This window comes from Verrucosispora sp. TAA-831 (assembly GCF_050780145.1).
Lineage (GTDB): Bacteria > Actinomycetota > Actinomycetes > Mycobacteriales > Micromonosporaceae > Micromonospora.
In genome coordinates this window covers 1,844,103-1,864,191 of record NZ_CP192240.1, presented here as the reverse complement: position 1 = coordinate 1,864,191, position 20,089 = coordinate 1,844,103, and the positions used below count along the sequence as shown (strand labels likewise).

Here is a 20,089-nt window from a genome sequence, read left to right as displayed (position 1 = left end):
TTTGCTTATCCAATCGTTAGAGGAGTAGCACCGGCCAACACTGCTGCATAGGCGCGCAGGTTCTCGCGGCACGGTTCGTTCTTGACGGCCGACATCAGAGCCGATCGCATCCCCGTGTCCTTGGCGTCTACGAAATTCGCGAGCAGTACGGCGCTACACCATCGGGCGGCGGCGTCTCGGTTGTTCGTGAGTTCATCTGCAAGGCGGCGTGATGCCCACGCTTTGGTGTCGTCGCCTTCGCCGAGTCTCCAGACGGCCGCTTGCGTGTTTGCTGCACCGGAAAGCTCGACTGCTCGCCCCCACGGCAGTTCTAGGACTCGACTGGCGACGGCTGTGACGTAGAGGTGTCGGGCGTCCTGGTCGCTGCGGATGGCCGAGATTGCCGCGTCGCCCAAGTCTGCCGCTCCGATCTTAGCGAGGATGCCGGCGGAGTTGACTCTCAGCACTGCGGTGGCACCGCTTCGCATCCATGCGGTCAGGCCCCGGCGTGCGCCCTCGTTCTCGGCTGCCAGTGCGCTGATGGTCAGGTCGGTGGCGTGGCTCGTCTGCGCTGTGGCGAGCAGATGTCCGCTGCCTTGTGCGATGTCGCCGAACACGCGGTGAGCAACCAGAACGTCAGTCAGTGCCGGGTCCGTGAATCGGTATGCTCCGCCTGCTGTGCGTACAACGTGTGGGTGTGTGTTCAAGCGATGAGCAACCGGCTGCGAGATTTGAGAAGAGTGCAGCTCGTCTTTGCGGTTCTGCCAAAGGTGCCATGCGAGCCACTCGGCGGCTTCGTGGTCGCCAATCGGCTGCCCTGGCATTGATGAGTCGTGCAGAAATCCACTGGCGGCGGTGGCTGCCGTCGAGGCGAAGAACTGGCGGCGGTTCACTGTGCCCTCTTTCTCGTCCAGCTTTCGGCTGGCGGCGGGCAGGGCAAACCACAATCGGTCTTCCGGTATGTGTAGCACTGCTGACCACTGCGCCAAACGGTCAAGATGGACGACGGGGGGACCGTTCTCGATCCGGCTTAGTTGAGCTTGGCTCATACCGACCCAGGAAGCGGCCTGATCTTGAGATATCGGTTGGCGGCCATGGTAGGGGTGCGTTCGCCAGGCCCGGATTACCCGGCCCATGTGGCGGTCTTGTAGTGCTTGGTCAAGGACGACCTCGTTCCAGAAGTCGGCCGGAATCTCCGGTGCCACCCCTGGGTGCTGGCGGCCGTGGGATGCGCAGGGCGAGCAACGGCCACCGGTGTTGTCGCGTGCGAGCCGTGCGCCGCAGCGGCAATAGCGGTTCCGGCGGGTCGGTGTCATCTTGGCGTCCTTGCGTGGCTGCCGAGCCTTGATGGTAGGCAGTGCCTCTCCAAGATCCCATCCGAGTGCCGGTTGTGCCTATGCATCAGACGCATATTGACATCCGTCCTCTGTCATGTTGCCGAAGGTCTGACCTCCGGCATCGTGTCGTAACGATAAGCGACAAGTCGATTACGGCGCTGCGGCTCCTGTTTGCGCTGTTCAGTCGGCGCGGGCAGGTAGTCGGCGCGTTGCGCTAGGCCGGACGCGACATCCGGCCTGTCCTCTCACAGCACGTTCGGCCATGCAGCGTGGAAGGCGGTTACGGATGGGCATGTACCCCGGCGGCGAACAGGTCGATGCCGCGCAAGTTGCGCTTGAGCGGCACGCGGTGTCGAGCGCGGACGGCAGGTGCTTGAGCTGCGAAACGGCGGGGCCGTGCGCCCCCCGTGAGGCGGCGGTTCTGGTGTTCACGCGATCACTACGTCTGCCCAGCCGGCGGCCCGGGGCTACTCGCCCGGAGCTGATCGGCGCACGTCGTGTCGGTGTGCCCATGCTGCTCGCGGCGCGGTAGGTCGCCGTGATGACAGGTGCCACCGCCGCGTTGATCCCGCTACGCCCGGCTCTGGAGCAGGTGACCCCGGAGACGGTGGCGGAGGCTCGTCGGTTGCTGGGGGCTCGGTTAGCGGACGTGCGTACGGCTGCCGGTGTCAGGCAGGTGGACCTCGCTCGGATGGTGCGGTGGTCCCGCAGCACAGTCGCCAACGTTGAGACGGGACGGCAGTCAGCTCCACGGGAGTTCTGGTTGGGGTGTGATCTTGCTCTGGGCGCTCGTGGGCTGTTGGTGGCCGCGTGGGTGGAGACCGAGGCGCTGTCGAATCGCTTGCGCGACCAGGTAGCGATGGAGCGGATCCGGCTGCGGTTGTCTGAGTCGCCGCCGAGGTGCGTGTGCCGCGATCTTCAACGCCTGCTCAGTGAGGTGGCTGCGTCGGCGCAGCCCGGCCGTCCGACCGTCGTCGGAGCGGTTCGGCGGCAGCGCCCTGGATGACTCGCTCCGCCCTTCTGCGGAGCGACTGGACTCGCACGGCCGAGGCGGTGTCCCGGAGCCAGTTCGGCTGTGCGCAAGGAGTCACGGCGATTGAAAGGAGGCGTGTGCCTCGTACGTCAGCTCGTAGTGCCGACCCGATCAGTTCTCTCGAAGGAGACACAGCATCATGACCGACACGATCACTGGTAACCCGACCATCGAGGCGTACACCGGCTCGATCGATCTGTCTCGCCCCCTCTTCGTGGGCGTCGGCGGTTCCGCGATGTCCGGCCTGGCCCGGCTCCTGGCCGAACTGGGACACGAGGTCAGCGGCAGCGACCTGCACGACTCGGCCACCCTGGCGACCCTGCGCGCGGCGGGCGTGCGGGTGCACCTCGGTCACGACCCCGCCTACATCGAGGGCGCGAGTTGCGTCGTCTACACCACTGTGGCGCGGGACGTGCCGGAGGTGCGGGCGGCCCGGGTTGCCGGAATCCCGGTGGTGCATCGGGCGCAGGTTCTTCACGCCCTCTCCGCCGAGCGGCAGTTGGTGGCGGTGTCCGGATCGCACGGGAAGTCCACCACGGCGGGCCTGCTCGCCCACATCTTGCGCACCCTCGGTGAGGACCCCACGCATCTGATCGGGGCGGACCTCACCGGCCCGGGTTCGGGCGCGCACCTCGGCCGATCGCGCCTGTTGGTCGCGGAGGCGGACGAGTCGGATCGGTCCTTCCACTTCCTCGCTCCGTCGATCGCGGTCATCACCAACGTGACGGACGATCACCCGGAGAACTTCGTCAACCACGCCGACGTGATGCGGGCCTACGTCGGTTTCGGTGGCCGGATCGCTCCGTCCGGGTTCCTGATCGTCAACGCGGACTGTGTGGGCGCGACGGTGGCGGCCGATGTGATCGCCGACGAGCGTCCGGACCTGACGGTCCTGCGGTACGGCCGGGACCGGACGGCCGACGTACGGATTTTGGACGTGCACGCCGAGGGCTGGTCGGCCTCCGTAACGCTGCGCGTTGCTAATGGCACGGAGGTACGGCTGACCCTGCCGACTCCGGCGGGGCACCACCTGGACAACGCGGCGGCAGCCATGGCGTGTGCGGTGGCCCTCGGCCTGGATCCCGCCGACGTGGCCCGGGCGGCGTGCACCTTCGCCGGAGTGCGCCGCCGATTCGAACAGCTCGGCAGCAGGGCCGGCGTGATGGTGGTCGACTCCTACGCCGACCACCCGAACGAGATCGCGGCCGATCTGGAAGCGGCCCACACGCTGGCCCGTGGGCGGGTGTTCGTGGTGTTCCAGCCGTCCGGACACGCCCGCGTCCTGGCCTTCGGAGAGCGGATCGGGCGGGTGCTGGCGGACAAGGCCGATTACGTGCTGCTTCTCGACGTGCACGGCACCGTGCCGGAGGGACGACCGGTCGCGGACAACACGGCCATCATCGCGCGACTGCGTGAGGGCTCGTACTGCCTGCCGCTCGGGCCGGAGCACGCCGCCCGGGTCGTGGCGCGGATGGCTGGCCGCGGTGACGTGGTGCTGACGATGGGCACCGGCGACGTGGCAGGCTACGGCGCGGCAATCCTGGACAGCCTGACCAGTCGGCCCGAGGTCGCGCTGTCCGCGTAACCGCTACGCCTCGGCGGTAACGGCGTCGGGCTCCTCGGCAAGCCTGTTGGCCAGTTTGAGGAGTCCGGCGCTGTTGGCTGCCTTCACCAACACGACATCACCGGGCCGCAGCCCTGCACGTAGCAGCTCCCACGCCTGTTCCATGTCCGCTGCCCGATCTACCGCCGTGCCGGAGGCTCCGGCCGCGTACTGGTCAGCGTTCGCGGCACCGATCGCGACGAGCCACCCGGCACCGATCTCCGAAACCTGCTCCCCGATCTCACGATGAACCTGCGCGGCGTAGTCGCCCTGCTCGGTCATCTCACCCAGCACGGCGACGGCACGGCGACCGTCTCCCGCCATCGCATGCAATGCCCGTAGTGCGGCGCGCATGGCGTCCGGTGCCGCGTTGTAGGCGTCGTTGATGACCGTCACGCCGTCAACCCTAGTGGTCACCTGCATCCGCCCCGGAGACACCGCCTCCGCCTGCGACACCGCCTCGGCCACGGCGTCGATCGAATGTCCCAGCCCAAGGGCGACGGTGGCGGCGGCGAGGGCGTTCGACGCCTGGTGCAGCCCGTAGAGCCGCAACCGCACCTCGGCGGCCTGGCCGTCGTACACGAGCCGGAATCCGGCGCGGCCCGACTCATCCATGACGACATTCTCAGCCCGCACGTCGGCAGGGCTGTCGATGCCATAGGTGAGCACACGCGCGCGAGTCCGCTCCGCCATCGCCGCCACACGCGCGTCGTCGGCGTTGAGCACTGCCAACCCGCCGTGGTGCGCGTCAGGCAGCGCTTCCACGATCTCCCCTTTGGCCTGGGCGATGTTCGCCACCGACCCGAATTCCCCGATGTGCGCGTGCCCGACGCGGGTGACGACACTGACGGCGGGCGGAGCGATGCGGGTGAGGTAGGCGACGTGTCCGATACCGCGTGCACCCATCTCCAGCACCAGATAGCGCGTGTCGGCGGTGGCGCGGGTGACCGTGTACGGCAACCCAAGCTCGTTGTTGTTCGATGCCCGGTTGGCCACCGTCTCACCCCAAGCGGGGAGCACCTGAGCGAGAATGTCCTTGGTCGATGTCTTGCCTACCGAGCCGGTGACTCCGATGACAGTGGTGCGCGAAAGCCGGTCGACCACAGCACGGGCAAGCTGCCCATACGCCGTCGGCACGTCCTCGACGACCACCGCCGGTACTCCGACCGGGCGCGAGGCCAGCACGGCCACCGCCCCGGCCTCGACTGCGCGGGCAGCGAAGTCGTGCCCGTCGACGCGCTCACCGGGCAGCGCCACGAACATTCCCCCGGTGTCCACCTGCCGACTGTCGAATACCACCGGGGCGGTCACGGTGACGCCGTGAGGAGCATCGTGCACGGCTCCGCCGACAACGGCGGCGATCTCTTCGAGGGTCATCGGAAGCACCTGATGAATTTACCGTGCGAGGTATGCCGGGTGAGTGGTCACAGAGAGGTGTCGCCGGATAGTGGCCGACGGCGGCCACGAATGGTGTCCGTCGGACGGCGGCCGAGGTCGTCCTCATCTGGGGGCGGGCCCGATCTCGTCCGGGCCGCCGGGGTCGGGCGCGACGGTGGGCTGCTCGTCGGCGACGAGCTGTGCGTAGTCGTCGCCGGTGCCGACCAGCGCGGAGAAGATCTCCCGCAGCCTGTTCTCGTCCCGCTCCGCCCGGTTGATCTGCTCGGTCAGCCTGGCGTCCTCCGCCTTGAGCTTGCGCAGCCAGTCGCCACCGAGCGTGACCCGCATGGTGTCCAGCTTGCCCACCCCGATCTTGTCCTGTTTGAGCCCGCCGACGCTGGAGGCCGGGTTGGCGGTCGCCTCGGTGGACTTGGCGGTGTGGCGGTATCCGACCGGGTTCCTCGGGGCGTTCGGATCCGGTTTGGACAGGCCGATCGCGTGCAGCACGGTGTCCTTCACCGATTCGGGGGCGGTGGTCTCCAGGCCGATCTGGAGCCAGCCGATGTCGCTGGCGGTGGGCGGCTTGTAGACGAGCAGGATGTGGCCGTGCACGCCGTCGGGGAGCACCACGTCACCGTTGAAGTCGCGGCTGCCGATGCCACCGGCCGCGATGTCCGCGCCACGCTCGTCGCGCCGGGGGTACTTGACGAGTTTGCCGGCCGTCGCCTTCACGCCGCCGACCTCGCGCAGCGTCTCCTCGCTGCCGCCGGTCATGTCGTGCGTGCTGAACGCCCGCTTCGGCAGGTTCCGCATCCCCAACCAGTCCGGCAGCGACCTGCCACCGATCGGTTCCGCCGTCTCCTCCCGGGGGATCTCCACCCGGACGTTGACCCGCCCGCCGTGCGCGAGGGCCCGCGCCACGGCTCCGGTGTGGCGACGCCACTGCCGGTCCGCCGAGTTCTTGCCCTCGGCCCCGGCCACCTCCAGCCCCTGCTGGATGATCACGAACAGCCGCCGGAGCAGCGTGTTGGCCCGCTGGTTCTTCCGGTTGAACTCCTCGATCTGCGGTGCGCTGAGTGCCTCGGTGCCCTCCTGACCGGCCTGGAGATCCTGGGCGGCGAGGGTGGCGGCGAACGTGTCGCGTACGTCGGTGGTCAGTTCGGCTTCCAGTTCCTCGCGCAGCGGGTCGCCCTCGGGCGCGGACCGCATCATGATGCCCCGGGCCAGCACGTACGCGGGGGTGTCGCGGATGCCGCCGGACTCCGCCCGCCGCTCCCAGGCCAGGGTCGCGACGTACAGCCGTTTCCCCGGCGGCAGTTGCAGCCAGTCGTAGTACTTGCTCGCGTCCAGGTACGCCTGCGCCTCCTCGAACGACCCGGTCTCGGCCTGCACCGCGCTGCCCGGACCCGCCCGATCGATCTCGTCCCGCTCGGCGGTGCTGAGCAGCGGCCCCCGGGACAGACGCGAGGTGTAGTCCGGTGCCGCCTGCTCGGTCGCGGTCGACTGGGCTCCGCCGGGTGCCCGCTGCACCGGCAGGGCGGGCGAACCGCCGTGCTCACCGGAGAGTGCGGCGGCGACGGCCGCGTTCCCGGCGGCGTGCTGAAGCGCCATGATCGGATGTTCCGGCCGGGCACCGGACGCGGTGCCACCGCGACGGACCGACCCTCCCGTACCGCGCTCGCCCTGGTCCTGACGCCACTCTCCGGCCCGCATCGTGCTCCTTCCGGCCCGCTGGCTCTTCCTGCCGTCCGGCAAGTCTGCGCGGCCGGGCGGGCAGTCGACGGTGACCGCGAGGGCACACGTGCGGGTAACGCACGCGGGGCGGATCGGGAAATGCCGGCGACGCGGGCGGGCATCGGCGGCGCACCGCTCAGGCCAGCCGCAGGGTCCGCTTGAGGAAGGTGACCGCCTGGTTGATGGCGGCCTCGGCCGCCTCGGTGCCGCGCAACGCGTCGAGCATCACGAAGTCGTGGACGATCCCCTGGTAGCGGGTCGCCGAGACCTGGACTCCGGCCGAGCGCAGCAGGTGGGCGTACGCCTCTCCCTCGTCCCGCAGCACGTCGGCCTCGGCGGTGATGACCAGCGCGGGCGGCAGCCCGGCGAGGTGTTCCGGGGCCGCCCGCAGCGGCGAGGCGGCGGCCTCGGCCCGTACCGCCGCGTCCGGCGCGTACTGGTCCCAGAACCAGCGCATGGTGTCCCGGCGCAGGTGGAATCCCTCGGCGAACATCCGGTACGACGCGGTGTCGAAGCCGGCGTCGGTGACCGGGTAGAACAGCACCTGCCCGACCGGTCGCGGCGTACCGCGCCGCTTCGCCAGCAGCGTCACCGCCGTCGCCAGCGTGCCGCCCACCGAGTCACCGGCCACGGCGATCCGTTCACCGTCCAGGTCGGCCGCACCCGCGTCGGCGAGCCAGCGCAGCACCGCGTGGCACTCCTCGACCGCCACCGGGTAGCACGCCTCCGGCGCGAGGCTGTAGTACGGGAAGACCACCGCGGCGCCGGTGCCGGCGGCCAGTTCCCGGACCAGCCGGTCGTGGGTGCGGCAGTTCCCGAGGACCCAGCCGGTGCCGTGCAGGTAGAGGATCACCGGCAACCGGCCGATGGCACCGGACGGCCGGACCACCCGGACCACGATCTCGCCGCCGGGCCCACCGGGCACCACCCGCTCGTCCAGGTCGGCGTCGGGCCGGGCCAGGTGCCCGGACTGGAGGTCGTCCAGGAGCCGCCGGCCCCGCTCCGGCCCCAGCTCGTGCAGGTACGGCGGTCGCGCGGTCGCCTCGGCGAACCGTCGGGCGGCGGGTTCCAGCACGATCCCGGCGGGAACGTGTCGTCCGGGGACAGGCATCCGACCACTCCGGAAATCCGGGCCGCGCACGCGGCGGAGACACACCGAGGTGTCCCCCGGGTACGCGGAGCCTCTCCGGCCCCCGTCCGGAAAGACATCCGCCATCTGACGGCACTGTCGGTGGACTGCCCCTTCGGGTAGTGGCCGCTTCCCCGCCGCCCGCCCGTCGAGTCATGGTTGCCGGCACCGGGCCTGACCAGACTTCTCCTCACGGATCGCCGTCGTGCCCGAGGGAGCGTGTCATGCCGTCGTACCTGTCACCCGGGGTGTACGTGGAGGAGGTGCCGAGCGGCTCACGCCCGATCGAGGGTGTGGGTACCGCCGTCGCCGCCTTCGTGGGCTTCGCCGCCAGGGGGCCGTTCCACACCGCGACTCTGGTCACGAACTGGAGCCAGTTCGTCCAGACGTTCGGGGAGGCGCTCGACGACGCCTACCTCGCCCACGCGGTGTACGGCTACTTCGCCAACGGCGGTGGCATCTGCTACGTGGTGCGGGTCGGTGCCCCGGAGACTGCGACCGAGGCGACCGGCGCGACCAGGACGGACCGCACGGTCACCGGGCCGTCGGTGTCGCTCGGCACCTTCACCGTCACCGCCCTGCCCGGCTCGGGTGACGGCGGTGAACTCACCGTGGAGGTGGCCGACGTCGAGGGCGAGTCCGTGCCGGAGGACCGGTTCCGGCTGGTGGTCCGACAGGGCGGCACGGAACGGGAGGCGTTCGACGTCTCCGCGAAGCGCAACACCAAGGCGTACGTGGTCAACCAGGTGCGGGAACGGTCGAAGCTGATCGCGGTCGAGGAGGCGGCACCGGCGAGCTCGCTGGCCCGGCCCTCGAAGCAGTCGGTGACCGTGCCGCCGGTGCCGACCGAGGACGCCGGCCTGCCCGCCCGGATCTCCGCCGACGACTACGTCGGTGACGCCGACGCCCGGACCGGCTTCGGCGGGCTGGAGGCGGTCGACGAGATCACCATGGTCGCGGTGCCCGACCTGATGAGCGCCTACCAGCAGGGCCGGATCAGCCTGGAGGACGTCAAGGCGGTCCAACTGGCGGTCATCTCGCACTGCGAGCAGATGGGCGACCGGATGGCGCTGCTCGACCCGCCGCCGGAGCTGACCGCCCGGGGCGTGCTGACCTGGCGGCAGGAGGAGGCGGGGTACGACTCCCGCTTCGCCGCCCTCTACTACCCCTGGATCAAGGTGTTCGACCCGGCCAGCGGGCAGCACCGGTTCCTGCCGCCGAGCGGGCACGTCGCCGGTCTGTGGTCGCGGACGGACGCGGAACGCGGGGTCCACAAGGCACCGGCGAACGACGTGCTCCGGGGCGTGATCGAGGTGCAGAACTCGGTGACCAAGGGCGAGCAGGACCTGCTCAACCCGATCGGGGTGAACTGCATCCGTACCTTCCCCGGTCGCGGCATCCGGGTGTGGGGCGCGCGGACCCTCTCCTCGGACCCCGCCTGGCGCTACATCAACGTGCGTCGGCTGTTCAACTACATCGAGGAGTCGATCCTGCTCGGCACCCAGTGGGCGGTCTTCGAGCCGAACGACGAGCGGCTCTGGGGCACGATCCGGCGCAACATCGCCGCGTTCCTCACCGAGGAGTGGCGCAGCGGGGCGCTGTTCGGCAGCACCGCCGCCGAGGCGTTCTACGTCAAGTGCGACCGGGAGACCAACCCGCCGGAGTCGGTCAACCTCGGCCGGGTGGTCTGCGAGGTCGGTGTCTCCCCGGTACGCCCCGCCGAGTTCGTCGTGTTCCGGATGTCGCAGTACTCCGACAGCACCAGCCTCGTCTCCGAGTGACCCGAAGCGTACCCAGCACAGACATGTGACGGCTAGGAAAGGACGGTAGCCAGCGATGGCGGAGACGGGCGACACCTTCGTTACCCACCGGTTCCAGGTGGAGCTGGGCAAGGCACGGGTCGAATCGGTCCAGGAGGTCAGCGGCCTCACGGTGGAACTCGACGCGATCGAGGTCACCCAGGTCACCCCGACCGGGGAGTACATCATCCGCAAGATCCCGGGGGCCCGGAAGGGCGGCGAGGTGACCATCACCCGTGGCCTGGACAAGAGCAGCGCCTTCACCGAATGGATCAAGGACACGTACGAGAAGGGCGCGATCAACACCGCCCGGCAGAACATCAGCGTGATCGTGGTGGACGCGGAGAACTCGGAACAGCGCCGGTGGGACCTGACCAACGCCTGGGTGAGCCGGTGGGAGGGACCCAGCCTGCGGGCCGGTGACACCTCCCCGGCCACCGAGAAGATCACCATCGTCTTCGAGGAGATCACCAGTTCCTGAGCCACATCGCCACGGACCGCGCGAAGGGAGGTAGCGGCGGCCACTCCCGGCCCGACTCGGGCCGGGTCCGCACGCCGTGAGGTCGATGAGACGACGCACTGTTTCGTACACCGCCCCGGAGGAGCCGCTCGACGGCCCGGACACCGACGCCGGGGCCGCCCCGAACGGCCGGGCCGCACCGACGCCCGAGCCGCCGAGGCTCCAGACCGAGTTCTCCTTCGAACTCCCCCGGGGGTACGTCGACGAGGCGGGCGCCCTGCACCGGCACGGCACCATGCGGCTGGCGACCGCCCGCGACGAACTCGGTCCGCTGGTCGACCTGCGGGTCAAGGACAACCCCGCCTACCTGTCGGTCGTGCTGCTCAGCATGGTCGTCACCCGGCTGGGCACGATCACCGACGTACGGGCCGAACACGTGGAACGGCTGTTCGCCTCGGACCTGACCTTCCTGCAGGACTTCTACCGCCGCATCAACGCGGAGGGGCACACCCGTGCCGCGGTCACCTGCCCGCACTGCACCTCGGACTTCGAGGTGGACCTGGCCGGTGGTCGCCCGGGGGAATCGTGACGTACGCGACCGACCGGCTCTACGAGGAGGTCGCGTACGTCGCCTACCACTTCCACTGGTCCCGCGACGAGATCCTCGACCTGCGCCACGACGAACGGCGGCGCTACGTCGCGGAGATCGCCGCCATCAACACCCGCGTCAACGAGGGGCGGTGATCGACGATGGGCGTACGCGACCTGCTCCGGCGGTGGCGCGGACCGGTCCGGCCCGACGCCCTCCCGGTCGACCCGACCCCGGCCGCTGACCCGGCTCCCACCCCGGTCGTCGACGGCCGGGGCTGGCGGAGCGTACCGCCGATGGACGGTCTGCTCGCCGGTGTCGAGGTGCCGATCAGCGACCCGGTCGGGTTCCGGCACCGGCTGGCCACCTGGCAGGACCCCACCGCCCGTCGTCCCCTGCACCACCTGGTCAGCCCGGACGCGCCCAGCGGGCTGGCACACGACCTGCTCCGCCCGGTGTCCGCACCGGCGGCGACGCCGGACCGTGCCACCGCCCGGCCGGTGCGGCGTTCGACCGTTCCCGACTCCGCCCTGCCGGTGCAACGCCGGGCCACCGCCACCCCGGCCGAGCCGGGTCCCACGCTCCCGGTGGCCCTCCGTGCGCCGTCGGCCTCCCCCACCGGCCCCCTGACCGACGCGGACGGCCCGGCTCCCGAGGATCCGGCCCCGACAGCGGCCGTGACGCCCCGACCGGTCCGTCCCGCCCCGGCCCGCCGAGCCGGTACGCCGTTGACGCTCGCCCAGGTCAGCGCGCCGCCGCGCCGGGTACCCGCCCACCGATCCGGCCCCGCCGACCGAGCCTGGACACCGCGCACCGCGGCCCCGTCCGGCCCGAACCCCTCCGGTTCCGCCGCACCGGCTCACCGCGCCGCGTCCAGTCCGACGGCTCCCGGTCCGGCCGTGCCGACCGGCCCCGCACCGACCGGCCCCGCACCGATCAACGCCGCACCGACCGGCCCCGCTTCGCTGCCCGCCACGTCGACCGGGCACGCCCCGACACCGACCCGGCACGATCCGCTGCCCGCCGTCCGGACCGCCCCGGTGCCGACGACGTCGGACCGCCCGGCCCCGTCGACCGGCGACGCCGCGCGGACCGGTGGGCCGGTGCCGCCGACCTCGACCGGTGCCCCGGCCCGCACCACGCCGACCCGCCGCGACCCGCCGCCCGCCACGTCGAACGGGTCGGTTCCGGTGTCGCGGGCGCCCCGGATCGGTGGCGCCGCACCGCGACTCGGTCTCGGCGAGCCCGTCGTGATGCCGCCACCCGACCCGGACTCGCCACCGGCGGTGCTGTCCGCCCGTCGTCCGGCCCCGGACCAGCCTTCGCCCAGATCCGTTGGGTCCAGCCCGGCGCGCACCCGGCCCACGGACGCGTACTCCGGCCGTGGCGCGGGCGGCGGCACGTCCGGCGCGGGCGACGCGGCACCGGTGCAGCGGTCCACTCGCCTCCATGGTGGGGGGACGTCGACCGGTGCCACTCCGGCCGCACCCGGCGGAGGCGCCCCGTCCGGTGGCCCGGCTGGACGTGCCGGTGCCGGTCCGCACTCCCCGACCTCCGCACCGCGAGGTGTCACCGGTCGACCGGAGAGTGCTCCGGTGGTACGACCACCGGGGGCCGGCGGGTCGAGGTCGGAAGCCGGAGCGGGGCCGTCCGGCCCGGGCCGGTCACCGCTCCGGGAGGTACCGGCGGGTCGGAGCGGTCCGCCGGTACCTCCCCCCAACCCGCTGGTGGGCCTCGGGGCCCCGCTCACCCCGGACGCGGCCCCGCCACGAGTCGCGGCCCGGCCGGTAGCCGCCACCGGTCCGGTGCCGACCCGACGCACCACCGCCGACACCTCGCCCCACCCCGGCGACGCCGCCCACCGGCCCGCGCCGCCGACGGTCTCCCCGCCGACGGGTCCGGCCCGGGTCCGCCCGCTCGACAGGGCACCGGCCGCCCCGACGCCCACGGCCATGCTCCCGGCACACCCGGACCGTCCGGTCCCGACCGGCAACGGCAGCGCGACCCCGTCGCCCCGGACCGCGAGCCCGACCCCGATATCCCGGACCGGGACCGGCAGCGTGTTCCCGCCCCTGACCGCGAGCCCGACCCCGGCCGGGACCGGCAACGCGTCCCGGCCCCGGGCCGCAGGCCACACCTCGACCGGGACCGGCAGCGCAGCCCCGACCCGGGCCGACGGTCCGGTCCCGGCCGGGAGCGGCAACGCACCACTGGTGCGGACCGGAGGCCCGGCGTCCGTGCCCCGGGCCGGTGGCACACCTCCGGGGTCTTCGACGCAGACCGGTGACGCGGCCCCGGTGGTGCAGACCCGGTCCGCCGCCCCGCAGCAGGCCCCGCGCCCGATGACGTACCCCGCCGAGCCGTCCGCCCCGGCGGCAGCGTCACCGCGGCCCCGATCGGTGACCGTCCGGTCGGACACGCCGGTCGTCCGTCCGCACTCCCCGGCCGCCGCTGCGGCGGCCGGTAGGGGGCCGACGGTGCGGGGTGCCGGCCCGGCGCCGACGCCGCGCGGCACGGCGGCCGACCGGCGGACGGGGCGCGCCCCGCTGCTCGGCGAGCGGCCCCTGAGGCCGGTCCTGCAACGGTCCGGGCTCGACGCGACGCCCCGACGTGGCACGGGATCCAGGACACCGGCGGCTGCCCGCACCCCGGCCGGGTCCGCAGTGCCGGTCCGGTGGGTCCGGTCGACCGGCAGTGCACCGGAGACCACGACCAGCCGAACCTCGGCGAGCACCAGGGAGGCCCCCACGATGACCGGACCAGAAGCGTCTGTCGCAGGTTCCGGCACCCGGCCCGGTCCGGGTGCCGGGCCGCACCCGGCCCGACCGGTCACCGGACCGGTCCGGGCGACCGCCACGGCCGCCGTGTCGGCACCCGCGCCCGCCGGCCCGGCGCCGCGCCCGCCGGTCGTGACCCGCGCCGCGGGTGCCACCACGCCGATCGGTGCCGCACCGCAGATCCAGCGGACACCGCGCGGCGGCACGTCCACCGCGCCGCGCCCCGCCACCGTGGTCCAGCGGACGGGACCGGTGGCGTCCGGAACCTCGACCACCACCCGCGCCAAGACGGCCGGCGGCTCCGACCGCGCCACGACCGGCACGACCCGGGACGCCCCCACCCGGACGTCGCCAGGCGGGGGACACGAGGACCGGGACAGCGCCGAACGGTTCCACCACCTGGACCCCAGGGCCCTGGACGAACTCGCCCACCGGCTCTTCGAACCGATCTCCCGGCTGCTGCGGACCGAGCTCCGGCGCGGACGTGAACGCTCCGGCCGGTGGCTGGACGGTGGCCGGTGAGCGACGTCGACCCCGGCACCAGCGTCCACTTCCGGCTCCGCATCGACGGCATCGACCTCGGCAACTGGAACTCCTGCGACGGGCTCGGCTGCGAGGTCGAGGTGGAGCAGCACCAGGAGGGCGGCAACAACGGCTTCGTCTGGCAACTGCCGTCGCGGGTGCGCTACACCAACGTCACGCTCACCCGACCGTTGATCCCGGACACCGCCAAGGTGGCCCGGCTGCTCGCCAAACTCCCACAGGGCGTCACCCGGGGCACCGCCCAGATCGCGGCACTACAGCCCAACCGGGCCCTGCTGGTCCAGTGGGGACTGGCCGACGTCGTCCTGGTCCGCTGGACCGGCCCGTCCTTCGACCCGGCCCGCTCCGAGACGGCCACCGAGAGCATCGAACTCGCCTACCACGGCTTCCTGGAGGTGGGCTGACATGCCGACCGGCAAGGTCTCCGCGTTCCTCCAGCGCTACAACCCGCCGCTGGGCGGCGGCAACCGTCCCGGCGGGGCGCTGGGCGGCCCGATCACCTTCATGTTCAACCCGAACGAGCTGACGCTGACCAAGTCGGCCTCCTGGATCCCGCACGTGGTCCGTGGCGCAGAGCAGGTCGGCATCCCGGAGTTCACCGGCTCGGAGCCGCGCAACCTCGCGCTGACGGTCTTCCTCGACGTGACCGACACGCACAGCCGTACCGTGCAGCAGCGCGTGGAGAGCCTGCTGTCCTGCTGTACGCCGACCACGGCCAGCATCGCCGCGAAGGCGCCCTCGCCACCGTGGGTGAAGTTCACCTGGGGCCAGTTCCAGACCGTCTCGTTCTACTCGTACGTCAGCCAGGTCACCGCGACGTACACGCTGTTCGACAGCTCCGGCACCCCGTTGCGGGCGACCTGCGCGGTGAACCTGACCGAGATCAACGGCAGCAAGCCCGCCCAGAACCCCACCTCGGGCACCCGCTCGGCGCGTCGGGTGCACCGGGTGGTGGACGGCGACTCGTTGCCGCTGCTGGCCCACCGCGAGTACGGGGACCCGACCCTCTGGCGGGTGATCGCCGAGGCGAACGACCTCGACGACCCGAGCCGGCTGCCACCCGGCACCGAGCTGCTGTTGCCCGCGCCCGACGAGGTCCCGACCGCCCTGTCCCGCGTATCCGTCGGGTCCGGTGCCGCCGCGGAAGGTAGGTAGCTCACGTGCCCACCGGAACCCTGACCAACCTGCTCAAGGTCGGCCTGCCCACGGACGAGATCCCCGCCCCCTGGCCGGAGGAGTTGACGTACGGCTGCGTCGAGGACGGCGTCAACATGCCGGCGGTGGCGACCCTGCGCTACCGCGATCCGGGCTCGCTGATGGTGGAGAAGGTCGGCATCACGATCGGCCAGAAGCTGACCGTGGCGGTCCGGCCCGGCGACCGCAACGGCGAGACACCGCTGTTCACCGGCGAGGTGATCACCGTCGAGACGGAGTTCGACGGCACCGGCACGTACACCACGATCCGCGCCCTGGACCTGTCGCACCGCCTCCGGCGCGGCCGACGGGTGGCCCGCTACCTCAACCGGAAGGCGTCCGACATCGCCGGGGAACTGGCCCGGTTCGCCGGTCTGCCGATCGGCCGGATCGATCCCACCACCGTGGTCTACGAGGTGGTGGCGCAGCCCAACGTCAGCGACTGGGAGTTCCTCCGGATGCTGGCCGCCGACAACGACGCCGAGGTGGCGATGGTCGACGGACGGTTCGTGTTCCGCCGGCCGGTCCGCGCCGCCTCCGCCCCCGGCACGCAGACGCCCGCCGAGCGCAGCGACTTCGTGGCGGAGGTCAACGGCAACGTCCTCTCCATGCACGCCACCGTCACCTCGGCCGGCCAGTTCACCGACGTCGAGGTACGCGGCTGGGACCGCCGTACCCGCCAGCCGGTGATCGGTCGTACCCGGGTGCGCGACAGCGACGAGGTACGACTGCCGGTGACCGCCGGGGAGTTGGCGGAGCGGTTCGGCAACGCCGAGATGCTGGTCGCCGACGTGCCGTACGAGACGGCGGCCGAGGTCGACACCGTGTCCCGGTCGCTGGCCGCCCAGGTGGCGAGTGGCTTCGCCGAACTCGAGGTGGCGCTCCGGGGGAACCCGCTGCTGCGCACCGGCGTGCCGTTCACGCTCAGCGGCGTCGGGAAGCCGTTCGTCGGCAAGTACACCGTGACCGCCAGTCGGCACCTCTTCGGGCCGGCGCGGTTCTACGAGACCTGGCTGACGGTCAGCGGCGCCCAGGACCGGTCGCTGGGCGGCCTCACCGGCGGCAACCCGGTCGCGCTCCGGTCGCGGATGCCGGGGCTGGCCGTCGGCGTGGTCACCGACGCCAACGCCGTCCGGGACCGTAACCATCCGGAACGCCGGGACCGGGGCTGGGTCAAGCTCCGCTTCCCCTGGCTGGACGACGAGTACGAGACCGACTGGGTCCGGACGGTGCAACTGGGCGGAACCGGCGGCGGCGGGGTGTGCTGCCCCGAGGTCGGTGACGAGGTGCTGGTCGGCTTCGAACAGGGGCTGCTCGACCGGCCGTACGTGATCGGCGGGCTCTACAACGGCGTCGACCAGCCCTCGCCGCACGACGGTCCACTCGTCGACCCGACCAGCGGGGCGGTGAACCGACTCTCGTTCGCCTCCCGCAACGGCCGGGCGACCGGCGGCGGGACCACCGGCAACTGGGTCGAGCTGCTGGACGGGCCGACCGTCGCCGCCGCGGCGCAGGGGGTTCGGCTGCGTACCCAGAAGGGCACCGACAACCTGCTGGTGCACCTGGACCGGGCCGGCACGTCGGTGGTGGTCCGCAGCGACGGCAGCGTGGTGATCGAGGCCAAGACCGACCTCACCGTCCGCGGCACCGGGGGCGTCTCGGTCGAGTCGCGCGGGCCGGTCTCGGTCACCGGTCGAGGCGTGTCGGTGGACGCCGGGACCGGCGAGCTGAAGCTCACCGGTGACAGCGTGTCGATCTCCGGCCGGATCGTCCGGATCAACTGAGGAGGGAAACGCGATGCCAGCAGCAGCCCGTATCGGGGACAGGGTCGGCCACGGCGCACCCACCGGAAGCGTCGGCCCGCCCGCCGCAGGTCTGCCCGGGGGTGCCGCGTCGCCGGCCGGTCCCCTGCTCGGCGTGGCCAGCGTGCTCATCGGTGGCCGACCGGCGGCGGTGGTCGGCACTGTGTGCACCTGCCCGGTGCCGCCACCGCACCTGGCCCTCGGCCCGGGCAACGTGGTGGTGCCCAGCCCGCCACGGGCGGGCGGGCAGGTGCTGATCGGCGGCTTCCCCGCCGCCCGGGTCGGCGACCGGACCACCTGCTCGGCGACGATCCTGACCGGCGCCCTGAACGTCTCGATCGGGGGCTGAGCGAGGTGGCGGAGCAGTTCATCGGTGCCGGGTGGGCGTTCCCGCTGCGGTTCGACGCCGGTGGCGGCATCGCGCTGGTCAACCGGGAGCGGGAGATCGTCGAGGCGATCCGGCTCATCCTCGGCACCGCACCCGGTGAGCGACCCATGCGCCCCGAGTTCGGCTGCGCGATCCACGACTTCGTCTTCGCGCCCGCCGACGAGAACACCGCCGGGCAGGTCGCCTTCGAGGTACGCGCCGCACTCGACCGCTGGGAGCCCCGGATCGAGGTCACCGACGTTCTGGTGGGCTTCGACGAGGTGACCGCCGGCACTCTCTACATCGACCTCCGGTACGTGCTGCGCGGGACCAACGACCCCCGCAACCTGGTCTTCCCGTTCTATGTGATCCCGTCGCACGACGGGGCCGAGGTGGAGGCGACGTACTGATGGCCCTGCCCGCACCCAACCTCGACGACCGACGTTTCCAGCACCTCGTCGACGACGCCAAACGCTTCATCCAGCAGCGCTGCCCGGAGTGGACCGACCACAACGTCTCCGACCCGGGGGTCACGCTCGTCGAGGCGTTCGCACAGATGACCGACGAGCTGCTGTACCGGTTGAACCGGGTGCCGGAGAAGAACTACCTGGCCTTCCTCGACCTGATCGGCGTACGCCTGTTCCCACCGACCGCGGCACGGTCCGCGCTCACGTTCTGGCTCGCCGCCCCGCAGGCCGAGACGGTGCTGCTGCGGGCCGGGACCGAGGCCGGCACGGTGCGTACCGAGACGGAGGAGGCCATCGTCTTCGCCACCGACACCGACCTGGCGATCGTGCCGTGCGAGCTGGCCCACCTGCGCGTGCATCCCGCCGACGGTCCGGCCGCCGACCGCACCGACCAGGTGCTCGACGGCCGGGACGTGGCCTGCTTCGCCACCCCGCCCGCGGTCGGCGACGCGGTGCTGTTCGGCCTGGACGCGGCGGTCCCGTCCTGCGTGGTGGTGCTGCGGCTGGAGAGCCGGGTGGAGGGCATCGGCGTCGACCCCCGGCAGCCGCCGGTGCGCTGGGAGGCATGGGACGGCGCAGGCTGGACGGAGTGCGAGGTGGACAGCGACTCCACCGGTGGACTCAACCGGCCGGGCGACGTGGTGCTGCACGTACCGGCCGGACACACCACCTCCACCGTCGGCGGCCAGCGGGCCGCCTGGCTGCGGTGCCGGCTGGTCGCCGCCGAGCCCGGCCAGCCGTTCTACTCGGCCTCCCCGACGATCCGCGCCGCGACGGCCTTCACCATCGGCGGCACCGTCGAGGCGGTGCACGCCGAGACGGTGGTGGGCGAGTTCCTCGGCGAGTCCGAGGGCGTACCGGGCCTGCGCCTTCGGGTGGCCCGCCCGCCGGTGCTCCCCGACGACGAGCCGTTCGTGGTCGAGGTCTCCGACGGCACCGGCTGGCAGGAGTGGACCGAGGTGGACGCGTTCGGCGCCACCGGCCCGGACGACCGGTGCGTGACCGTGGACCGGACCACCGGCGAGGTGGAGTTCGGGCCGGCGGTCCGCGAACCGGACGGATCGCTGCGCCGCTACGGCGCGGTGCCGCCCAACGGCGCCCGCCTGCGGGTAAGGCGGTACCGCACCGGCGGTGGACGGCGCGGCAACGTGGCCCGGGGCGCGATCTCGATGCTGCGCAGCTCGGTGCCGTACGTCAGCCGGGTGGAGAACCGGGAGGCCGCCCTCGGCGGCGTGGACGGCGAGTCGGTGCAGAGCGCCCGCCAGCGGGGCCCGGTGCAGTTGCGGGCACAGGACCGGGCGGTGACCGCCCGGGACTACGAGCTGATCGCCGGGCAGGCCGTACCGGCCGCGGCCCGGATCCGCTGCCTGTCCGCCGGGGACGGCGCCGACCCCGGCGGGGTACGCCTGCTGGTGGTGCCCGAAGCGGTCGCGGACGCCGGTGAGCAGCTCCGCTTCGAGCAACTGATCCCGCCCGACGACATGCTCGCCACCATCGCCGAGCACCTGGACGCGCGCCGCCCCATCGGCGTACGACTCAGCGTGGAACCCCCCTTCTACCAGGGCGTCACCGTGGCGGTCCGGCTGAGGGCCCGGCCCGGTGCGCAGGCCGGACGGGTCCGTACGGCGGTGCTCGACGCGCTCTACGGCTACCTCAACCCGCTGCGCGGCGGGCCGGACGGGACGGGCTGGCCGTTCGGCCGACCGGTGCAGTCCGGCGAACTCTTCGGGGTGCTCCAGCACCTGCCCGGCGTCGCGTTGCTGGAGGAGGTGCTGCTCTTCCCCGCCGACCCGCTCACCGGCCGGCGCGGCACGGCCACGTCCCGGGTCGACCTCGACCCGCACGCGTTGGCCTTCTCCTACGAACACCAGGTCCGGGTGGAGGAACGCTAGGTCCGCC

17 protein-coding genes are annotated in these 20,089 nt (G+C 72.2%); 13 read left to right on the top strand and 4 right to left on the bottom strand.

Annotated elements, in window-relative coordinates:
* Positions 1-5 precede the first annotated feature (5 nt).
* On the bottom strand, positions 6-1,295 hold the full coding sequence (locus tag ACQVFL_RS08490; RefSeq protein WP_431729089.1) for a helix-turn-helix domain-containing protein: 1,290 nt from the start codon (positions 1,293-1,295) through the stop codon (positions 6-8).
* A 562-nt stretch (positions 1,296-1,857) separates the two neighbouring features.
* Here ACQVFL_RS08490 and ACQVFL_RS08485 point away from each other — a divergent pair.
* Complete coding sequence (locus tag ACQVFL_RS08485) at positions 1,858-2,322, top strand: helix-turn-helix domain-containing protein (RefSeq protein WP_431729088.1); 465 nt, start codon at positions 1,858-1,860, stop codon at positions 2,320-2,322.
* Between the two features lie 166 nt (positions 2,323-2,488).
* Positions 2,489-3,934: a UDP-N-acetylmuramate--L-alanine ligase gene (locus ACQVFL_RS08480; RefSeq protein WP_431729087.1), complete on the top strand. Its 1,446-nt coding sequence runs from the start codon at positions 2,489-2,491 to the stop codon at positions 3,932-3,934.
* Positions 3,935-3,937: 3 nt separating this feature from the next.
* Here ACQVFL_RS08480 and ACQVFL_RS08475 read toward each other — a convergent pair whose 3' ends face one another.
* The 3 genes from ACQVFL_RS08475 to ACQVFL_RS08465 form a co-directional block, all read right to left on the bottom strand.
* Positions 3,938-5,329: a UDP-N-acetylmuramoyl-tripeptide--D-alanyl-D-alanine ligase gene (locus ACQVFL_RS08475; RefSeq protein WP_431729086.1), complete on the bottom strand. Its 1,392-nt coding sequence runs from the start codon at positions 5,327-5,329 to the stop codon at positions 3,938-3,940.
* Between the two features lie 123 nt (positions 5,330-5,452).
* The gene (locus tag ACQVFL_RS08470; RefSeq protein ID WP_431729085.1) at positions 5,453-6,940 is read right to left on the bottom strand and encodes a hypothetical protein; all 1,488 of its coding nucleotides are present in this window, start codon (positions 6,938-6,940) and stop codon (positions 5,453-5,455) included.
* Positions 6,941-7,199: 259 nt separating this feature from the next.
* A complete protein-coding gene (locus ACQVFL_RS08465) occupies positions 7,200-8,174 on the bottom strand; it encodes an alpha/beta hydrolase (RefSeq protein ID WP_396691489.1) in 975 nt (324 codons plus the stop codon).
* 242 nt (positions 8,175-8,416) lie between these two features.
* Here ACQVFL_RS08465 and ACQVFL_RS08460 point away from each other — a divergent pair, with 242 nt between their 5' ends.
* The 11 genes from ACQVFL_RS08460 to ACQVFL_RS08410 all read left to right on the top strand — a co-directional run bounded on the left by ACQVFL_RS08460 (position 8,417) and on the right by ACQVFL_RS08410 (position 20,082).
* On the top strand, positions 8,417-9,973 hold the full coding sequence (locus ACQVFL_RS08460; protein ID WP_431729084.1) for a phage tail sheath family protein: 1,557 nt from the start codon (positions 8,417-8,419) through the stop codon (positions 9,971-9,973).
* A gap of 55 nt (positions 9,974-10,028) precedes the next feature.
* Complete coding sequence (locus ACQVFL_RS08455) at positions 10,029-10,472, top strand: phage tail protein (RefSeq protein WP_350695527.1); 444 nt, start codon at positions 10,029-10,031, stop codon at positions 10,470-10,472.
* A gap of 85 nt (positions 10,473-10,557) precedes the next feature.
* A complete protein-coding gene (locus ACQVFL_RS08450) occupies positions 10,558-11,040 on the top strand; it encodes a hypothetical protein (protein WP_396691491.1) in 483 nt (160 codons plus the stop codon).
* Positions 11,037-11,195 carry a DUF6760 family protein gene (locus ACQVFL_RS08445; protein ID WP_162854369.1) on the top strand — a complete coding sequence of 53 codons (159 nt, stop codon included), beginning with the start codon at positions 11,037-11,039 and terminating at the stop codon, positions 11,193-11,195. The genes ACQVFL_RS08450 and ACQVFL_RS08445 overlap by 4 nt, the downstream gene beginning before the upstream one ends.
* A gap of 6 nt (positions 11,196-11,201) precedes the next feature.
* Entirely contained in the window at positions 11,202-14,339 is a 3,138-nt protein-coding gene (locus tag ACQVFL_RS08440; protein WP_431729083.1) for a hypothetical protein, read from the top strand.
* Positions 14,336-14,764: a phage tail protein gene (locus ACQVFL_RS08435; RefSeq protein WP_396691493.1), complete on the top strand. Its 429-nt coding sequence runs from the start codon at positions 14,336-14,338 to the stop codon at positions 14,762-14,764. Before ACQVFL_RS08440 ends, ACQVFL_RS08435 begins: the two co-directional genes overlap by 4 nt.
* Before the next feature lies 1 nt (position 14,765).
* The gene (locus ACQVFL_RS08430; protein WP_396691494.1) at positions 14,766-15,515 is read left to right on the top strand and encodes a peptidase M23; all 750 of its coding nucleotides are present in this window, start codon (positions 14,766-14,768) and stop codon (positions 15,513-15,515) included.
* Between the two features lie 5 nt (positions 15,516-15,520).
* Complete coding sequence (locus ACQVFL_RS08425) at positions 15,521-17,338, top strand: VgrG-related protein (RefSeq protein WP_396691495.1); 1,818 nt, start codon at positions 15,521-15,523, stop codon at positions 17,336-17,338.
* 13 nt (positions 17,339-17,351) lie between these two features.
* Positions 17,352-17,705 carry a PAAR domain-containing protein gene (locus tag ACQVFL_RS08420; RefSeq protein ID WP_431729082.1) on the top strand — a complete coding sequence of 118 codons (354 nt, stop codon included), beginning with the start codon at positions 17,352-17,354 and terminating at the stop codon, positions 17,703-17,705.
* A gap of 5 nt (positions 17,706-17,710) precedes the next feature.
* On the top strand, positions 17,711-18,133 hold the full coding sequence (locus ACQVFL_RS08415; RefSeq protein WP_396691497.1) for a GPW/gp25 family protein: 423 nt from the start codon (positions 17,711-17,713) through the stop codon (positions 18,131-18,133).
* Positions 18,133-20,082, top strand: a complete 1,950-nt coding sequence (locus ACQVFL_RS08410) for a putative baseplate assembly protein (RefSeq protein ID WP_396691498.1) — start codon at positions 18,133-18,135, stop codon at positions 20,080-20,082. The genes ACQVFL_RS08415 and ACQVFL_RS08410 overlap by 1 nt, the downstream gene beginning before the upstream one ends.
* Positions 20,083-20,089 lie beyond the last annotated feature (7 nt).

Excerpts from the sequence above, each read along its gene's own strand:
- ACQVFL_RS08490 (WP_431729089.1), bottom strand. The coding sequence starts at position 1,295 with ATGACACCGACCCGCCGGAACCGCTATTGCCGCTGCGGCGCACGGCTC.
- ACQVFL_RS08485 (WP_431729088.1), top strand. The coding sequence starts at position 1,858 with ATGACAGGTGCCACCGCCGCGTTGATCCCGCTACGCCCGGCTCTGGAG.
- ACQVFL_RS08480 (WP_431729087.1), top strand. The coding sequence starts at position 2,489 with ATGACCGACACGATCACTGGTAACCCGACCATCGAGGCGTACACCGGC.
- ACQVFL_RS08475 (WP_431729086.1), bottom strand. The coding sequence starts at position 5,329 with ATGACCCTCGAAGAGATCGCCGCCGTTGTCGGCGGAGCCGTGCACGAT.
- ACQVFL_RS08470 (WP_431729085.1), bottom strand. The coding sequence starts at position 6,940 with ATGGCGCTTCAGCACGCCGCCGGGAACGCGGCCGTCGCCGCCGCACTC.
- ACQVFL_RS08465 (WP_396691489.1), bottom strand. The coding sequence starts at position 8,174 with ATGCCTGTCCCCGGACGACACGTTCCCGCCGGGATCGTGCTGGAACCC.
- ACQVFL_RS08460 (WP_431729084.1), top strand. The coding sequence starts at position 8,417 with ATGCCGTCGTACCTGTCACCCGGGGTGTACGTGGAGGAGGTGCCGAGC.
- ACQVFL_RS08455 (WP_350695527.1), top strand. The coding sequence starts at position 10,029 with ATGGCGGAGACGGGCGACACCTTCGTTACCCACCGGTTCCAGGTGGAG.
- ACQVFL_RS08450 (WP_396691491.1), top strand. The coding sequence starts at position 10,558 with ATGAGACGACGCACTGTTTCGTACACCGCCCCGGAGGAGCCGCTCGAC.
- ACQVFL_RS08440 (WP_431729083.1), top strand. The coding sequence starts at position 11,202 with ATGGGCGTACGCGACCTGCTCCGGCGGTGGCGCGGACCGGTCCGGCCC.
- ACQVFL_RS08430 (WP_396691494.1), top strand. The coding sequence starts at position 14,766 with ATGCCGACCGGCAAGGTCTCCGCGTTCCTCCAGCGCTACAACCCGCCG.
- ACQVFL_RS08420 (WP_431729082.1), top strand. The coding sequence starts at position 17,352 with ATGCCAGCAGCAGCCCGTATCGGGGACAGGGTCGGCCACGGCGCACCC.
- ACQVFL_RS08410 (WP_396691498.1), top strand. The coding sequence starts at position 18,133 with ATGGCCCTGCCCGCACCCAACCTCGACGACCGACGTTTCCAGCACCTC.